The sequence below is a fragment of the Kosakonia cowanii JCM 10956 = DSM 18146 genome, from assembly GCF_001975225.1.
In the GTDB taxonomy this organism is placed as follows: domain Bacteria; phylum Pseudomonadota; class Gammaproteobacteria; order Enterobacterales; family Enterobacteriaceae; genus Kosakonia; species Kosakonia cowanii.
The window spans coordinates 2,541,430-2,556,836 of sequence record NZ_CP019445.1 but is presented as its reverse complement, the minus strand read 5'-3'; the positions used below and the strand labels follow the sequence as shown (position 1 = coordinate 2,556,836).

The 15,407-nt window shown below is 54.4% G+C and carries 17 protein-coding genes; 9 read left to right on the top strand and 8 right to left on the bottom strand.

The window, feature by feature from the left end:
- Positions 1-6 precede the first annotated feature (6 nt).
- Both BWI95_RS12005 and BWI95_RS12000 read right to left on the bottom strand, forming a co-directional pair.
- Positions 7-333, bottom strand: coding sequence for a copper-binding protein (locus BWI95_RS12005; protein WP_232374352.1), 327 nt, complete (start codon positions 331-333; stop codon positions 7-9).
- A gap of 54 nt (positions 334-387) precedes the next feature.
- Positions 388-795, bottom strand: coding sequence for a hypothetical protein (locus BWI95_RS12000; protein ID WP_054804120.1), 408 nt, complete (start codon positions 793-795; stop codon positions 388-390).
- 344 nt (positions 796-1,139) lie between these two features.
- On the opposite strand from BWI95_RS12000, the gene dcuC reads away from it, so the two are divergent.
- From dcuC to uspG, 4 genes are all read left to right on the top strand, one after another.
- Positions 1,140-2,513, top strand: coding sequence for an anaerobic C4-dicarboxylate transporter DcuC (gene dcuC, locus BWI95_RS11995; RefSeq protein WP_094193105.1), 1,374 nt, complete (start codon positions 1,140-1,142; stop codon positions 2,511-2,513).
- A 100-nt stretch (positions 2,514-2,613) separates the two neighbouring features.
- A complete protein-coding gene (gene rna / locus BWI95_RS11990; RefSeq protein ID WP_054804119.1) occupies positions 2,614-3,417 on the top strand; it encodes a ribonuclease I in 804 nt (267 codons plus the stop codon).
- Between the two features lie 148 nt (positions 3,418-3,565).
- Complete coding sequence (gene rnk / locus BWI95_RS11985) at positions 3,566-3,976, top strand: nucleoside diphosphate kinase regulator (RefSeq protein WP_042715712.1); 411 nt, start codon at positions 3,566-3,568, stop codon at positions 3,974-3,976.
- Positions 3,977-4,121: 145 nt separating this feature from the next.
- Complete coding sequence (gene uspG / locus BWI95_RS11980; protein ID WP_054804118.1) at positions 4,122-4,550, top strand: universal stress protein UspG; 429 nt, start codon at positions 4,122-4,124, stop codon at positions 4,548-4,550.
- A 266-nt stretch (positions 4,551-4,816) separates the two neighbouring features.
- Here uspG and ahpF read toward each other — a convergent pair whose 3' ends face one another.
- Both ahpF and ahpC read right to left on the bottom strand, forming a co-directional pair.
- Positions 4,817-6,379: an alkyl hydroperoxide reductase subunit F gene (gene ahpF / locus BWI95_RS11975; protein ID WP_023479972.1), complete on the bottom strand. Its 1,563-nt coding sequence runs from the start codon at positions 6,377-6,379 to the stop codon at positions 4,817-4,819.
- 181 nt (positions 6,380-6,560) lie between these two features.
- Complete coding sequence (ahpC, locus tag BWI95_RS11970) at positions 6,561-7,124, bottom strand: alkyl hydroperoxide reductase subunit C (RefSeq protein ID WP_042715710.1); 564 nt, start codon at positions 7,122-7,124, stop codon at positions 6,561-6,563.
- A gap of 364 nt (positions 7,125-7,488) precedes the next feature.
- Between ahpC and dsbG the strand changes: the two genes are divergently transcribed.
- Complete coding sequence (dsbG, locus tag BWI95_RS11965) at positions 7,489-8,235, top strand: thiol:disulfide interchange protein DsbG (protein ID WP_076769541.1); 747 nt, start codon at positions 7,489-7,491, stop codon at positions 8,233-8,235.
- A 4-nt stretch (positions 8,236-8,239) separates the two neighbouring features.
- Here dsbG and BWI95_RS11960 read toward each other — a convergent pair whose 3' ends face one another.
- Positions 8,240-9,400 carry a pyridoxal phosphate-dependent aminotransferase gene (locus BWI95_RS11960; RefSeq protein ID WP_054804117.1) on the bottom strand — a complete coding sequence of 387 codons (1,161 nt, stop codon included), beginning with the start codon at positions 9,398-9,400 and terminating at the stop codon, positions 8,240-8,242.
- 116 nt (positions 9,401-9,516) lie between these two features.
- On the opposite strand from BWI95_RS11960, the gene BWI95_RS11955 reads away from it, so the two are divergent.
- The 3 genes from BWI95_RS11955 to BWI95_RS11945 are packed head-to-tail and all read left to right on the top strand — an operon-like array spanning position 9,517 to position 11,356.
- Positions 9,517-10,131 carry a methylthioribulose 1-phosphate dehydratase gene (locus BWI95_RS11955; protein WP_023479934.1) on the top strand — a complete coding sequence of 205 codons (615 nt, stop codon included), beginning with the start codon at positions 9,517-9,519 and terminating at the stop codon, positions 10,129-10,131.
- Positions 10,128-10,817, top strand: a complete 690-nt coding sequence (gene mtnC / locus BWI95_RS11950; protein WP_054804116.1) for an acireductone synthase — start codon at positions 10,128-10,130, stop codon at positions 10,815-10,817. The genes BWI95_RS11955 and mtnC overlap by 4 nt, the downstream gene beginning before the upstream one ends.
- Positions 10,814-11,356 (top strand): 1,2-dihydroxy-3-keto-5-methylthiopentene dioxygenase, encoded by a 543-nt coding sequence (locus BWI95_RS11945; RefSeq protein WP_076769540.1) that lies wholly within the window; start codon positions 10,814-10,816, stop codon positions 11,354-11,356. The genes mtnC and BWI95_RS11945 overlap by 4 nt, the downstream gene beginning before the upstream one ends.
- Positions 11,357-11,406: 50 nt before the next feature.
- Here the strand turns inward: BWI95_RS11945 and BWI95_RS11940 are convergent, their stop codons facing one another.
- Positions 11,407-11,634, bottom strand: coding sequence for a helix-turn-helix domain-containing protein (locus BWI95_RS11940; RefSeq protein WP_076770310.1), 228 nt, complete (start codon positions 11,632-11,634; stop codon positions 11,407-11,409).
- Between the two features lie 453 nt (positions 11,635-12,087).
- Between BWI95_RS11940 and BWI95_RS11935 the strand changes: the two genes are divergently transcribed.
- Entirely contained in the window at positions 12,088-13,626 is a 1,539-nt protein-coding gene (locus BWI95_RS11935; RefSeq protein ID WP_054804115.1) for a methyl-accepting chemotaxis protein, read from the top strand.
- 124 nt (positions 13,627-13,750) lie between these two features.
- Here BWI95_RS11935 and BWI95_RS11930 read toward each other — a convergent pair whose 3' ends face one another.
- Complete coding sequence (locus BWI95_RS11930; protein WP_076769539.1) at positions 13,751-15,064, bottom strand: type II toxin-antitoxin system HipA family toxin; 1,314 nt, start codon at positions 15,062-15,064, stop codon at positions 13,751-13,753.
- Complete coding sequence (gene hipB / locus BWI95_RS11925) at positions 15,064-15,327, bottom strand: type II toxin-antitoxin system antitoxin HipB (protein ID WP_023479979.1); 264 nt, start codon at positions 15,325-15,327, stop codon at positions 15,064-15,066. The genes BWI95_RS11930 and hipB overlap by 1 nt, the downstream gene beginning before the upstream one ends.
- Positions 15,328-15,407 lie beyond the last annotated feature (80 nt).

Sequence of the window (15,407 nt, the reverse complement as noted above, 5' to 3'; positions counted from 1 at the left end):
TCCCGCTTACGGTAACGGCGTTACAGAGATGAGGGTGTAACCCTGCTCGCTCTGGCTGAAGCTGAAGCGAACGTTATCGCCCACCTTCACCTGCGCCAGCGGATGCTCCGGCGTAACCGTAAACTGCATGGTCATCGGCGGCCAGTGCAGCGCGGGAATAGCCTGATGGGCGATAGAGATCGCCTGCGGGGTGATTTTTTTGATACTGCCCTGGCTTTGATAAACCTGAGCCGGCATCGCGTGATGGTGCGCCATGTCGTGCGTTTGCGCGTAAGCGCTGAGATGCGGGAAAAGCAGGATGCCTGAGAGCAGGCAGAGTAAATAGCTACGCATAGAAAATCTCCTGTTAAACATTAATAAAATTCAAATCAATGAGTTAACAGGTCTCTATTCGCGAAAACGGCAGAAGCGGATGGTTGCCGGAGGGCCAGCGGCAGGCGGGGTTAATATCCAGCTGCGCGAAGTGATAGCAGAACAAACAGGTTCGGCAATCGCCAGCGTCAGCGTGGCGGGCAGCGCCGCCAGCGAAGGGTAATGGCTCTCTTTTTGCACCTGATCGGGCACGCAGTGCTTCTCGCAGAGCGGCGCTTTCATGGCGTGGGCTTTGGGCGCGTCATCACTCATGGCCAGATGGTGCAGATGCTGCTGCGCCATCGCCTCACTCGGTACCGAAAGCGCGCAGCCGTGAGAGGCTATCGCCATCTGGCTCTGGATCAGCAGCCAACCCAATGCGATAAGCAGCATTAATAAATGCCGCTTAATAAAGCGCAATCGGTAGAGCCAGGCTGCGTGCATAACATCGCCATGGGTGAGTGAAGGTAACGGCGAGTATAAGCAGCCCGCTTTCTATTTTTAAAGGCTTTTTTAGTGAATTTTGCTGTCAAATCAAACTGAAACGAAAAACGCCAAAACAATTAACCAGCCGTTATCACGAATAAAACATAACTGCCGAAATTCATTAGCCTGAATTATCGTTTCGCCCGTATTTATTTTTCTGATTTATAACAATTCACGTAATATTGCGCGCAATGCAGCGCTTTGTTGATTTTAATCAGCTATCACGCTGCCGTTATTCGGCACATTGCGGTGCAGTTTTGATTACTTTACTTTTTTTTGTCCAACCTCCGGGACCCAATATGATTTCAACCCTGATTGAGCTGTTGATCGGCGTCGTGGTAATTGTCGGCGTCGCCCGCTACATCATTAAAGGCTACTCCGCCACCGGCGTACTGTTTGTCGGCGGTCTGGCGTTATTGATCGTCAGCGCGCTGATGGGCCACTCAATATTACCCTCCAGCGCCACCAGTACCGGGTATCGCGCTACCGACATTGTCGAATATATAAAAATCCTGCTGATGAGCCGCGGCGGCGATCTCGGCATGATGATCATGATGCTGTGCGGTTTTGCTGCCTACATGACGCACATCGGCGCTAACGATATGGTGGTTAAGCTGGCATCGCGCCCGCTGCGCTTTATCAACTCGCCCTATATCCTGATGATTGCCGCCTACTTTGTCGCCTGCCTGATGTCGCTGGCGGTCTCTTCGGCAACCGGCCTTGGCGTGCTGTTGATGGCAACGCTCTTCCCGGTGATGGTTAACGTCGGCATCAGCCGCGGCGCGGCGGCGGCGATTTGCGCCTCCCCGGCAGCGATTATTCTCTCGCCCACCTCCGGCGATGTGGTGCTGGCCGCGAAAGCCGCAGAGATGCCGCTGGTTGATTTCGCCTTTAAAACCACCCTGCCTATCTCTATCGCCGCGATTATCGCTATGGCCATCGCCCACTTCTTCTGGCAGCGCTATCTCGATAAGAAAGAGAACATCGTCAGCGAAATGCTGGATGTGAAAGAGATCACCACCCGTGCGCCCGCGTTTTACGCCATCCTGCCCTTTACACCGATTATCGGCGTGCTGATTTTTGACGGTAAATGGGGCCCGGAGCTGCACATTATTACCATCCTCGTGATCTGTATGCTGATTGCCGCAGTGCTGGAATTTTTGCGCGGCTTTAATACGCAGAATGTCTTCAGCGGGCTGGAAGTGGCCTGGCGCGGCATGGCCGATGCCTTTGCCGGTGTCGTGATGCTGCTGGTTGCCGCGGGCGTCTTCGCCCAGGGGCTGAGCACCATCGGCTTTATCCAGAGCCTGATCTCCATTGCTACCTCGTTCGGTTCCGCGAGCATTATTTTGATGCTGGTGCTGGTGATCCTCACCATGCTGGCAGCAATGACGACGGGTTCCGGTAATGCGCCGTTTTACGCGTTTGTAGAGATGATCCCAAAACTGGCGCGCGAAGCGGGCATTAATCCGGCCTATCTGTCGATTCCGATGTTGCAGGCCTCCAACCTTGGTCGCACCATTTCGCCGGTTTCAGGCGTGGTGGTTGCCGTTGCCGGGATGGCAAACATTTCGCCGTTTGAGGTGGTAAAACGCACCTCCGTGCCGATTCTGGTTGGTCTGGTGGTGGTGATTGTCGCCACCGAGATCCTCGTACCTGGTGCAGCAGTTCACTAACGCTGCCGGGTTTCAGAAGTTGAAAAAGCGCCTGCCCGGCGCTTTTTTTATGGTTTAATAACCTATGGCAATTATCTGGACCCATTAATCAGGAACTGAAATGTTTAAAAAGGGACTCTTCATCAGCACAGGCATTGCCGCGCTACTCTTTACTTCTGCCTATGCCGCACCGCTGCAACCGAAGCAGTATGGCGATTTTGATCGCTACGTGCTGGCGCTCTCCTGGCAGACCGGTTTTTGCCAGAGCATGCACGACAACGGGCGCGACGAGCCTGACGAGTGCCGCCTGCAAAAATCCCCGGACGACAAAGCCGATAATTTGACGGTGCACGGTTTATGGCCGGGCCTGCCGAAATCGATCGCCGCGCGCGGCGTCGATAACCGCCGCTGGATGCGCTTTGGCTGCGCCACGCGCCCGATCCCCAATATGCCGGAAGCGAAGACCAGCCAGAAATGCGCGGCGGCAGAGACCGGTTTATCGCTGGAGATGGCAGATAAACTCAACGCCGCCATGCCCGGCTCCGGCGGTAACTCCTGCCTTGAGCGTTATGAATATGCCAAGCACGGCGTCTGTTTCGGCTTCGATCCCGATGACTATTTTGGCGCGATGGTGCGTCTGAATCATGAGATCAAAACCAGCCCGCTCGGGGTATTTCTTGCCAACAATTACGGCAAAGCGGTCACCCGCGCCGCCTTTGATGCTGCGGTCGCCAGTGCCTACGGGAAACAGAGCGTGAAAGCGGTAAAACTCACCTGCAACGGTAACCCGGCCTATTTGACCGAGATGCAGGTTGCTATCAAAGCCGAGGCGATTAACGCGCCGCTCTCTGGCCGCTCGCTACTGCCACAGCCGCACCCCGGCAACTGCGGGGATCACTTTATCCTCGACAGCGCGGGTTACTGATCGCTGCGGAATAATCATAATTGAGGCAAATGTGCGCCTGGTCACTTCACAGCATGGGGCCGGGTTAGTATCATCAGCTTTAGACAAACCCTCGCTGCCCGTCGGCGAGGGTTTTTCTTTGGATCAATCACCTGACACGGAGTAAGAGATGTCCAGACCTGCCATTATCATTAATGAGCGAGACGCTGAGCGCCTTGACCGCTTGCTGGAGCAGCCTGCACATGCCAGCCTTGCGGTCGCGGATGCGCTGAATGAGGAGTTGGATCGCGCCAATATGTGCGCGCCAGAAGCGATGCCGCATGATGTGGTGACGATGAACAGCACGGTAAAATTCCGCGAGCTGAAAAGCGGTGAAATCCGCGTACGTACGCTGGTCTACCCGGCGCAGATGACAGACAGCGCCACGCAGCTGTCGGTACTGGCCCCGGTGGGCGCGGCGCTGTTGGGTTTACGTGTTGGTGATTCCATTCACTGGACGTTGCCGGGGGGAACCACCACCGACCTTGAAGTGCTGGAGCTGCTTTACCAGCCCGAAGCCGCTGGCGATTTCATGCTCTGATCCCCGCCCTGCTTTGTTTTGCAGAGGATGCGCCCGCATCCTCTTTCCGGCACCCGCCATTGTTCAGATTTGCCACCCATGCAGCAAAATCCCCCCTCTCTTTGTGCTTCAATTCCTGGGACATAACCCACAGGGAGACGCGTTTATGTATCAGACAATCATTATGCCGGTCGATATTTTCGAAATGGAGTTAAGTGATAAAGCCGTCCGTCACGCCGAGTTTCTCGCCCAGAGCGAAGGTGTTATTCACCTGCTGCATGTGTTACCCGCTTCTGCCAGCCTCAGCCTGCACCGCTTCGCCGCCGATTTGCGCCGCTTCGAAGAGCATCTGCACCAGGAGGCGCAAACCCGCCTGGAGAGTATGCGAAGCCATTTCTCCATCGATCCTTCGCGCATTCATACCCACGTTCGCTTCGGCAGCGTGCGCGATATGGTCAATGAGCTTGGCGAAGAGCTGCGTGCGGATATGGTGGTGATCGCCTCGCGCAACCCCTCCATCAGCACCCATCTGCTCGGCTCCAATGCCTCCAGCGTGGTGCGCCATGCGCATATTCCGGTGTTGGTCGTGCGGTAGAAGCGGCTTATTGCCGGATGGCGCTAACGCTTATCCGGCCTACGGGATCGTACGCGTTATTGCCGGATGGCGCTGGCGCTTATCCGGCCTACGGGGTGTGCGCGTTGTTGTTATGGGGATCGCGGTCTTTTGTAGGCCGGATAAGGCGCAGCCGCCATCCGGCAAAAAAGAGGCACCCAACCCGCAAACCGGCTCCATCCGGGCAAAAAAAAGCTGCCTTGCGGCAGCTTTTTATATGCAGGTGACTCTTACTCTCTTATTTTTGCTTACGCTTTGGTACGGATCAGGTAATCAAACGCGCTCAGCGACGCTTTGGCACCTTCGCCGGTAGCGATAATGATCTGTTTGTACGGCACCGTGGTGCAGTCACCCGCCGCGAACACGCCTTTCACGCTGGTTTCGCATTTGGCGTCGATGATGATTTCGCCCATGCGGTTGCGCTCAATCGCGCCTTCCAGCCAGGTGGTGTTCGGCAGCAGACCGATCTGAACGAAGATCCCCGCCAGCGCAACCTGATGCACATCGCCGCTCACGCGGTCACGGTACTCAAGGCCGGTCACTTTGGTGCCGTCGCCTTTTACTTCGGTGGTCTGCGCATTCAGCACGATATCAACGTTCTTCAGGCTGCGAACTTTATCCTGCAACACCTGATCCGCTTTCATCTCCGGAGCAAACTCCAGCAGCGTCACATGTTCAACAATCCCGGCCAGATCGATAGCCGCTTCCACGCCGGAGTTACCGCCGCCGATCACCGCCACGCGCTTGCCTTTAAACAGCGGGCCGTCGCAGTGCGGGCAGTAGGTCACGCCCTTGGTGCGATACTGATCTTCGCCCGGCACATTCATGTTGCGCCACTTCGCACCGGTCGCAATGATCACGGTACGCGCTTTCAGCACCGCGCCAGACGCGGTTTCAATCTGATGCAGGCCGCCTTCAACCGACGCCGGAACCAGCTTGCTGGCGCTCTGGCTGTCGATCACGTCAACATCATAATCCGCAACGTGCGCTTTCAGTGCGCCCGCGAACTGCTGGCCTTCGGTTTTCGGCACGGAGATGTAGTTTTCGATATCAACGGTATCCAGCACCTGGCCGCCGAAGCGTTCGCCCATCAGACCGGTACGAATGCCTTTACGGGCAGAATAAACAGAGGCCGCTGCGCCCGCCGGGCCGGAGCCGACAATCAGCACATCGTAAGCGTCACGTTTGTTCAGCTCTTCCGCCGCACGTTTTTCCGCGCCGGTATCAATTTTCGCCACGATCTCTGTCAGCGTCATACGACCCTGACCAAACTCCTGACCGTTAACGTAGACCGCCGGAACGCCCATCACGTTGCGATCGGTGATTTCGTTCTGGAAGGTGCCGCCGTCAATCGCCGTGTGCTTGATGCGCGGGTTCAGCACCGACATCAGGTTCAGCGCCTGTACCACGTCCGGGCAGTTGTGGCAGGAGAGCGAGTAGTAAGTCTCGAACTCGAAGTCGCCGTCGATATCGCGGATCTGCTCCAGCAGCGCCTGCGCTTCTTTCGACGGATGACCGCCGGTCCACAGCAGCGCCAGCACCAGCGAAGTAAATTCATGCCCCAGCGGAGAGCCAGCAAAGCGCGGGCCAGTGTGCGAGCCTGGGTTGGTGATCAGGAAAGAGGGCTTACGCACCGCCAGGGTGTTGTCCTCTTTAAAGGTCACTTTGTCAGAGAGCTCGGCGATTTCGCCCAGCAGCTCTTTGATCTCATTAGATTTTGCGCTGTCATCCAGCGTCGCGATCAACTCAACAGGCTTGGTCAGTTTCTCAAGATAAGCCTTGAGCTGGGTTTTCATTGTAGTGTCGAGCATGTCGGTATCCTTCTCTTAAAACATCATCATGCAAGCTGCCTCATTGGAGCCGCCTGGATGCAACTTGAATCATGGTGTGTGGAAGAAAAACGGGTGCATTGCACCCGTTTTACGCCGGGTGGCGCTACGTTTACCCGGCCTACGTTTTGCAGACCGGGAGAGACTTTGCGCCGCCGGAAATTTAGATTTTGCCAACCAGGTCCAGGGACGGAGCCAGGGTCGCTTCGCCTTCTTTCCACTTAGCCGGGCACACTTCGCCTGGGTGAGAAGCAACATACTGAGCCGCTTTGATTTTACGCAGCAGGTCAGATGCGTCACGGCCGATGCCTTCAGCGGTCACTTCGATAGCCTGGATGATGCCCTGCGGGTCAACGATGAAAGTACCGCGGTCTGCCAGACCTTCATCTTCACGCATGATTTCGAAGTTACGGGTCAGGGCACCAGTCGGGTCGCCGATCATCGTGTATTTGATTTTCGCGATGGTGTCAGAGCTGCTGTGCCATGCTTTGTGCGTGAAGTGGGTATCGGTGGAAACAGAGTAAACGTCAACGCCCAGTTTCTGCAGTTCTTCGTAGTGGTCAGCCACGTCACCCAGTTCGGTCGGGCATACGAAGGTGAAGTCAGCCGGGTAGAAGAAGAAGACGCTCCAGCGGCCTTCGGTATCTTTCTCGGTTACTTCGATGAATTCACCGTTTTTGAACGCCTGGTTTTTGAAAGGTTTGATCTTGGTGTTAATTAAGGACATCTATACTTCCTCCGTGTTTTCGTTGGGGCATAAGTTAACGAACTTTGCTTACGACGGCTAATGCGTTTGCATTATCAAATCAATAAGCGTTAGCTAACAAACGCCAACGAACAACTCTGTGAACAGACATTAGCCAAAAGTAAAAAGGCCACCGGTACGGGTGGCCTCAATATCTGAAATACCCGTGGGTGACTTCAGCGCCAGCGCGCTGGCTGTGCGATACGCCTGCCATCTGTCGACGGCAAACAGGGTTGATTACACCACTCCCCTGGGAGTTCGACAATCATTATTCCCTGTCTCTTGCCTATGGCTGTGATAGGTTTAGCCTTTCTTACCTTTACCCACTGAATTGATAAGGATTTTTATGCTCAAGCGCCTGTTAATGCTCACCCTGCTGCCGCTGACCCTGCACGCCGAAGATCTGCCCGCGCCGGTTAAAGCCATTGAAAAGCAAGGCATTACCATCATTAAATCCTTTGACGCGCCGGGCGGCATGAAGGGTTATCTGGGTAAATATCAGGAGATGGGCGTCACCATCTACGTCACGCCAGACGGTAAACACGCCATCTCTGGCTACATGTATGACGAAGCGGGCACCAATCTTAGCGAAAAGCTGTTCAATCAGGAGCTTTATGGCCCGGCCGGGCGCGAACTCTGGCAGCGGATGGAGAAAGCAGACTGGATCCTCGACGGGCAAAAAACCGCGCCGCGCGTGGTGTACGTCTTTGCCGACCCTTACTGCCCCTACTGCAAACAGTTCTGGCAGCAGGCGCGCCCGTGGGTGGAGTCCGGCAAGGTGCAGATCCGCACCTTGATGGTCGGCGTAATCAAACCGGAAAGCCCGGCGGCGGCGGCGGCGATCCTCAGCGCGAAAGATCCGGCCAAAAGCTGGCATGAGTATGAGCAGTCGAACGGCAAAATGACGCTGGCGCTGCCGAAAACTATCCCGCCGGCGATCATGCGCTCGCTCAATCTCAATCAGAAAATCATGGACGATCTCGGGGCCAACGCCACGCCCGCTATCTACTATATGAATGAAGAGAATGTACTCCAGCAGGCGGTCGGCCTGCCGGATGCAGAAAAGCTCAAAACGATTATGGGCGAGAAGTAAGCCGTTACAGCGTGCAGAGTCGCTCTGCCGCCGCCAGCAGCGTCGATTCCTGTTTCGCAAAGCAGAGGCGAATCAGCTTATGCGGGAAGGGATCGGCGCAGAACACCGACAGCGGAATAGCCGCCACACCCACCTCTTTCGTCAGCCACTGGCAAAACGCGACATCATCGAGATCGGAGATGGCGCTGTAATCCGCCAGCAAAAAGTAGGTTCCTTCGCAGGGCAAAATCTCCAGCTTGCTCTCGCGTAATGCATTGACCAGCACATCGCGGCGCGCGCGGTAAAACGCCGGCAACTCGCGGTAGTGTTGCGGCTCGGCGCGCAGCATATCAGCCAGCGCCAGCTGCGCCGGGGTGTTCACCGAAAAGGTTAAGTACTGGTGCACCTTGCGCAGCTCGGCGCTGATGGCGGCGGGCGCAATGCAGTACCCCACTTTCCAGCCGGTCATATGGTAGGTTTTGCCAAACGACGACACGGCAACGGCGCGCTCGCGCAGCTGCGGATGCTTCAGCACGCTGGCATGGCCGCCGTCGGCAAAGCAGATATGCTCGTAGACTTCATCGCTCAGCACATAGATCTCCCGATCGGCAATCGCCTGCCACAGCGCGGCAAAATCGGCCTCCTGCCACACCGTCGCCGACGGGTTATGCGGCGTATTAACAATCACCAGCCGGGTGCGATCGCTAAGCAGCGCGGTAAAAGCCTGCCAGTCAACGCGAAAGTGCGGCGGTTGCAGGGCAATGCGCTTCAGCACCCCGCCGGAAAGCTCAACCGCAGGCGCGTAGCTGTCGTAACTCGGATCGAAACAGATAACCTCATCGCCCTCGCGCACCAGCGCGGTGATCGCCGCATAGAGCGCTTCCGTCGCCCCGGCGGTGACGGTAATGTCGCTGTTCACGTCTGGCTGATGGCCATAAAGCGCCGCCGTTTTCTCGGCAATTGCTTCGCGCAATGCCTGCACGCCGGTCATCGGCGCATATTGATTTGCCCCCTGCGCAACGTGATACGCCAGCCGCTCCTGCAAATAGCGCGGGCCGTCAAAATCCGGGAAGCCTTGTGAAAGATTAATCGCCTGATGCTGCTGGGCGAGCGCGCTCATTTGCGTGAAGATAGTGGTGCCTAAAGCGGGGAGTTTACTCTCAGGAATCAAAGGGTTATTGCGCATCTTTTCGTGCCTGCTGTCGAGACTCAAGTTGCCGCCACTATAACACGATGCTAGTATTTGGCAATCAAGACGCTTAGACGTCTATATCACAACGATATTCCTGATAAGGAAACGCGATGACTGACAACCTGCAACTCCAGCAACTTGTTTCTGCCTGCCACTGGATCGGCGCCAAAGGGTGGGCACCCGCGACGGGCGGTAATATGTCCCTGCGCCAAAGTGCCGAATGGTGCTGGCTGAGCGAGTCCGGAAAAGATAAAGGCAGTCTGACGCCGGAGGATTTTTTGCAGGTTTCCATCGCCGACAACCATGCGCCATCCGGGCGCAAACCCTCCGCCGAGACCGGTCTCCACACCCTGATTTACCGCCTCTACCCTGACGCTAACGCAGTGCTGCATGTCCACACCGTCAACGCCACCGTGCTGTCGCGGGTGGAGAAAAGCGCCGCGCTGCAACTGAGCGGGTATGAGATGCAAAAATCCCTCAGCGGGCAGCAGACGCACCTCGATAGCGTGCCGATTGCCATTTTCGATAACGATCAGGATATCGACGCGCTCGCCGGGCGCATCGCCGCTTATGCCGAATCAAACCCGTTACGTTATGGTTTTCTGCTGCGCGGCCACGGGTTAACCTGCTGGGGGCGCGACGTCGCCGAAGCGCGCCGTCACCTCGAAGGGCTGGAGTTTTTATTTGAATGCGAATTGCAGCGCCGACTGCTGGAGAGATTATGATCCGCGCGATTGTCACCGATATAGAAGGCACCACCAGCGATATCCGCTTTGTGCACAACGTTCTCTTCCCCTACGCCCGCGAGCGGCTGGCAGGTTTTGTCACTGCGCAACAGTATCAGGAACCGGTCAGCACCATTCTTGATAATCTGCGGGAAGAGATTGCGCAGCCGAACGCCACCAGCGCTGAGCTTATCGAGGTGCTGTTTGCGTTTATGGATGAAGACCGCAAATCGACGGCGTTGAAAGCATTGCAGGGCATTATCTGGCGCGATGGCTACGTGAACAGCGATTTTACCGGCCACCTCTACCCCGACGTGCTGCCCGCGCTGGAGAACTGGAAAGCGCAGGGCATTGATCTCTATGTATATTCCTCTGGCTCCGTTGCTGCGCAAAAACTGTTATTTGGCTACAGCGACGAAGGTGATATTACTCATCTCTTCAGCGGCTATTTCGACACGCTGGTCGGTGCGAAGCGCGAAGTGCAGTCCTATCGCAATATCGCCGCACAGCTTGCGCTACCGCCCTCGTCTATTCTCTTCCTCTCCGACATTCATCAGGAGCTGGACGCTGCCGAAGAGGCCGGTTTTCGCACCACGCAACTGATTCGTGATGATGATGACGCAGCCAGCCATCATCACCAGGTTAACTCATTCAGCACCATTAAGCCGGAGCAGATCCCCTCATGAGCGCACTGACGATTTACACCGACACCGATGCCAGCACGCCGGTATGGCACAGCACCGACGCCACAGAGATTCAGCAGAAGTTGAATGCGAAAGAGGTGCGCTTTGAGCGCTGGCAGGCCGACCGCGATTTGGGCGCTAACCCAACGCCGGAAACAGTGATCAACGCCTATCAGCACGCTATCGACAAGCTGGTGGAGGAGAAAGGCTACCAGAGCTGGGACGTGATCAGCCTGCGCGCCGACAACCCGCAAAAAGAGGCGCTGCGCAGCAAATTCCTCAGCGAACACACCCACGGCGAAGATGAAGTGCGTTTCTTCGTTGAAGGCGCCGGGCTCTTCTGCCTGCATATCGGCAACGAAGTCTACCAGGTGCTGTGCGAGAAGAACGACCTTATCTCCGTGCCCGCCGGCACACCGCACTGGTTTGATATGGGTTCAGAACCGAACTTCACGGCGATCAGGATTTTTGATAACCCCGAGGGTTGGATCGCGCAATTTACCGGTGATGCGATTGCGGACGGGTATCCAAGATTGGCGTAAACAAAAAAGGCTCCGCAGGGAGCCTTTAATCTTAAAAACGGTTATACGCTCTACTGAATTTCTTTGAGTACGTTTTCCACCGCCAGCCCTACCAGCCTCGCCAGATGCACAAACTCCACCACATCCAGCCTCCTCTCGCCGCTCTCGATTTTGGCGATAAAGGATTGTGGTCGCCCGAGCGCCTCAGCAAGCTGCATCTGCGTGATGCCCCGCGCTTTACGCGCTTGCTTAAGTGCCGCGATCAGGCGTTGGTACTCGTCTGAGTAGAGAGATGCCATAGATTTACTCTCTGAAAATCTCATTAGTTTGAAAATCCATGTCTTACTTATCTATCCTGAAACAGGATAATTCAGCATAGAGTAAACACGTAGAATATGAACACGACAGGCCCGCAAAACGAGCACCGCGATGAAAGTCTCGCACTTTTACTATTAAGTGTTACTCATTAATATTTCACCAGCACTACACTAATACTCCTTTTTTTCATGAATGGATGTAGAATATATTTAAAACACCATCTAAAGAATCAAAAATATATTATATAAAGTGGCTTTTACCTTTTATTATCCATCACTACCCTTTGTATTTAATCATTATTCCTCCGCAATCCGTGTCCAGATCAAAAAAGGCTTAAAAGACCTCTCTTTTTATAATGTTCTGGCTGAAGGTTTCACTTTAGTCGCCGATAAAAATAGCATCCGCGTTGGATATGGATTGCACCTGAGGCCGTTATGACTATTTTAAGAAAATTAATTATTGTTTTTGCTATCACCTTTATTGCGATGCTTGTGCTGGGCGGATTAAGCATCAGGGCATTAGATAATGCGCAAAACCGTTTTGACTATGTTGTGTCAAATAGTCTGCCGAGCATCAGCAAGCTGAGCGAAGCGGTGCAGCACCGCGAAGAAGCAAGACGCCAAATCCTGATGTCGCTGCTGGTGACCGATGAAGCGGTGTTTACCAAACATATGGCGCAGGCGAAAGATGAGTTAAATAAAACTCGCCAGATCTTTGATGAGTACCAGGCCAATCTGGTCAGCGATAAAATTGACGGTCAATTACTGAAAAAGACGCGTGATATTTTTGATGATTATGTGCAAAAAACCGAGGCTATGTCTGATACCTACCATAACCAGGGAATAGAAGCGGCGCGTCTGATGGTCTCTGACGGCGGTGCTACCGCCAATGCATCAGTGGCATTAAGTGCCGGTTTAAAAGAGATGCTGGCACATAATTACAGTATTGCGAAAGAGTATGCCGAAAATAACCATACGCAATATATCAATACTTTCTGGCTGTTAGTGGGCACGATTGTCTTTCTGGTTGCGCTGGTCGCGGTCTTCGCCTCGGTTATTCTGCGCTACTTAAGTAAGGGCTTAAAAAGTTTGCAGGAGAGCATGGGATTAATCAGCCGCTCTCTCGATTTAACCCATAAAGTGGCGCTGGATAATAACGATGAACTCGGCGCGACGGCAGCAAGTTTTAACGCGCTGATGGATAAAATCCGCCACGTATTAGCCAGCGTAAAAGATGCCAGTAACGAAGTGGATACCGCCGCCAGCGAGATCGCCAAAAGCAATGATGATCTCTCTTCGCGCACCGAGTCTCAGGCATCGTCACTGGAGCAGACCGCAGCCAGCATGAATGAGCTGTCGGTAACGGTGAAACACAATATGGATAACGCCAAAGAGGCGAATACCTATATCGGCCGCGTGCAGACGATGGTCAACGAGAGCCACCGCGAACTCAGTTCGCTGCAAAAATCGATTGATGATATTTCGGCTTCTTCCGCGAAGATTTCAGAAATTACAGACATCATTGATGGGATTGCTTTCCAGACCAATATCCTGGCACTGAACGCCGCCGTTGAAGCCGCCCGCGCGGGTGAGCAGGGCAAAGGTTTTGCGGTGGTGGCAGGCGAAGTGCGCTCGCTGTCACAGCGCTCATCCGTTGCGGCGCGCGATATTCGTGGTCTGATTGATGAAGCGATTAAGAATGTCGGCCAGGGGGTAAATTACGCCGCCAATGTCACCACGCGCATGAACGAAGCCCTCGGCGCGGTGGATGAAACCACGGTGCTGATAAACCAGGTGAATAACTCATCCACCGAGCAGAGCTACGGCATTGAGCAGGTCAACGTCGCCGTCAGCCAGATGGAAGGCAACCTGCAACAAAACGCTGCGATGGTGGAAGAGATGGCCACCGCCGCCAACTCCCTCAGCCACCAGGCCGGCAAACTATTGAACGATGTGAACGCCTTCAGGCTGTAACCTGAAAGCCATTGCCGGATGGCGGCTAACGCCTTATCCGGCCTACATAGCCAGCGCATTCCGTAGGCCCGATAAGCGCAGCGCCATCGGGCAATGTGTCCCGGTCGCCTGAGCGCACAGCCAATTAAAGATGTTTAACCAGCCTTGCATGTAACCTGAGCACATTTGTCGATATCGCTTTTTCTACGCGCGATGAAAAATCTTCCGGCAGAGAGTGCCTTGCTCGCTCAAGGGCTGTCGGCAGGTTTTCCGCGAAAGAGTGCAGGATCTCCTCCATGTATTGCTGGGGGAAATTGACCTCTTTGGACGTTGCCAGAAAGTGACGCGGCAAGATTTTATCAATAGCCATTTTCCGGCCTTTCGTCGCTTTCAGGCTCATGGCCAGTTTCAGGTCACTCATATGTAACCCCGTGCCGCCGAGTAGAGGAAACGCCGAAATTATGTCGTAGAAAGGCGTAAGGCTGTAGCTTCCTCCGGCATAAATAAAGAGGGAGAAGTTTTTTGCATGCCCGTCTGTCGCGCCCATCAGCCACTGAAAAACCTGAAACTTCATAAAATCATGACGATCTTTTAGCGCGTCACGCGAACCGGACAGCAACGACATAATTCTTGCAATCCCCGGACCGTTATCCGCTTCATACTTCAGGGAAGAGGGCAGCCCCAGCGCCTGACAAACATCGTCTTGCGGTAACCGAAGCAGAACGTTTTTATCCGCGTTCCAGCGTCTGTCGAAGCGCTCAACGGCCAGCGCCCGGATCGCGCCCGCGCGAACAATTTCCGCTTCCGGCACGGCAAAACCCAACGCCCTGGCCAGCGCTAAGCAAAAGAATTCGTTATCGACGCTCTCGCTTAAATCCAGCGTCGCATTCGGCTGGCGAATTTCGCCAATCGGTAACTTAATGATGTGGGTTGTGGGGGTCATGCCTTTTGGAATGCACCATGCATCTTCTATTTTTAACAGCGCTGTTTTCTCCTGCGCGCCCGCAACTGAAATCCTGAAATCATCTTCATCCTCAATCATGCCCAGCGGAATATCAGCCTGATAGGCGGTCAGCACTTTTTCCAGCCTCGGCCCATCAAGCGTTGTCCAGCTTAATGCCCGGGAAGCACTCTCCTCCTCAGGAGGCAGTAATGTCACCGCGCCAACGCTGTCTCTGCCAATCTCTGCCAGCAGATCAAAAGGTTGTTTAGAAGCAGCGTGATAACGCTTCACGATGCGATCGCGGACACGCGGGTTATCGGGGAGCAGATTATCAAAGTAGTTAAAGACGGCGTCTGAGGTGATGGCACCAAACTGTAGTGGTAATGATAACGAGAGAGGCCGTGCGCGTGCGCTTTGCAGCCAGCCCTCATCATATTTGAAGGTATGCGCGCCGTTACTTTGCTTCGTCAACTCGCCGACACGTTCGTTGTTCATCCATGTACTTAACTTGCGCATTACCAGTCCAGATCCTGTTGATGGAGGTTATCGACGCCTGCTTCCTTTTTCTCTTGCAAAATTAACGACATCTCAAGGGACTGGAGAATTTTAAACAGGGTCGTCAGCGTGGTTTTATCGGGGTTATTTTCGAAGTTCGAGATCGTGGCCTGCTTGATACCAATCCGTTGGGCCAGATCATTTTGCGTCCAGCCATTTTTCTGCCGAATAAGCTTCATGGCATTGGCAAGTTGTACCGGGCTGTAGATCGCTGGCGTGGTCATAGGCTTCTCGTTTTTCGCAGATTATCCGCAGTAAGGGATAAAAAGCCTTTTATACCCTGGAGGGGATATTGTCAACGTTG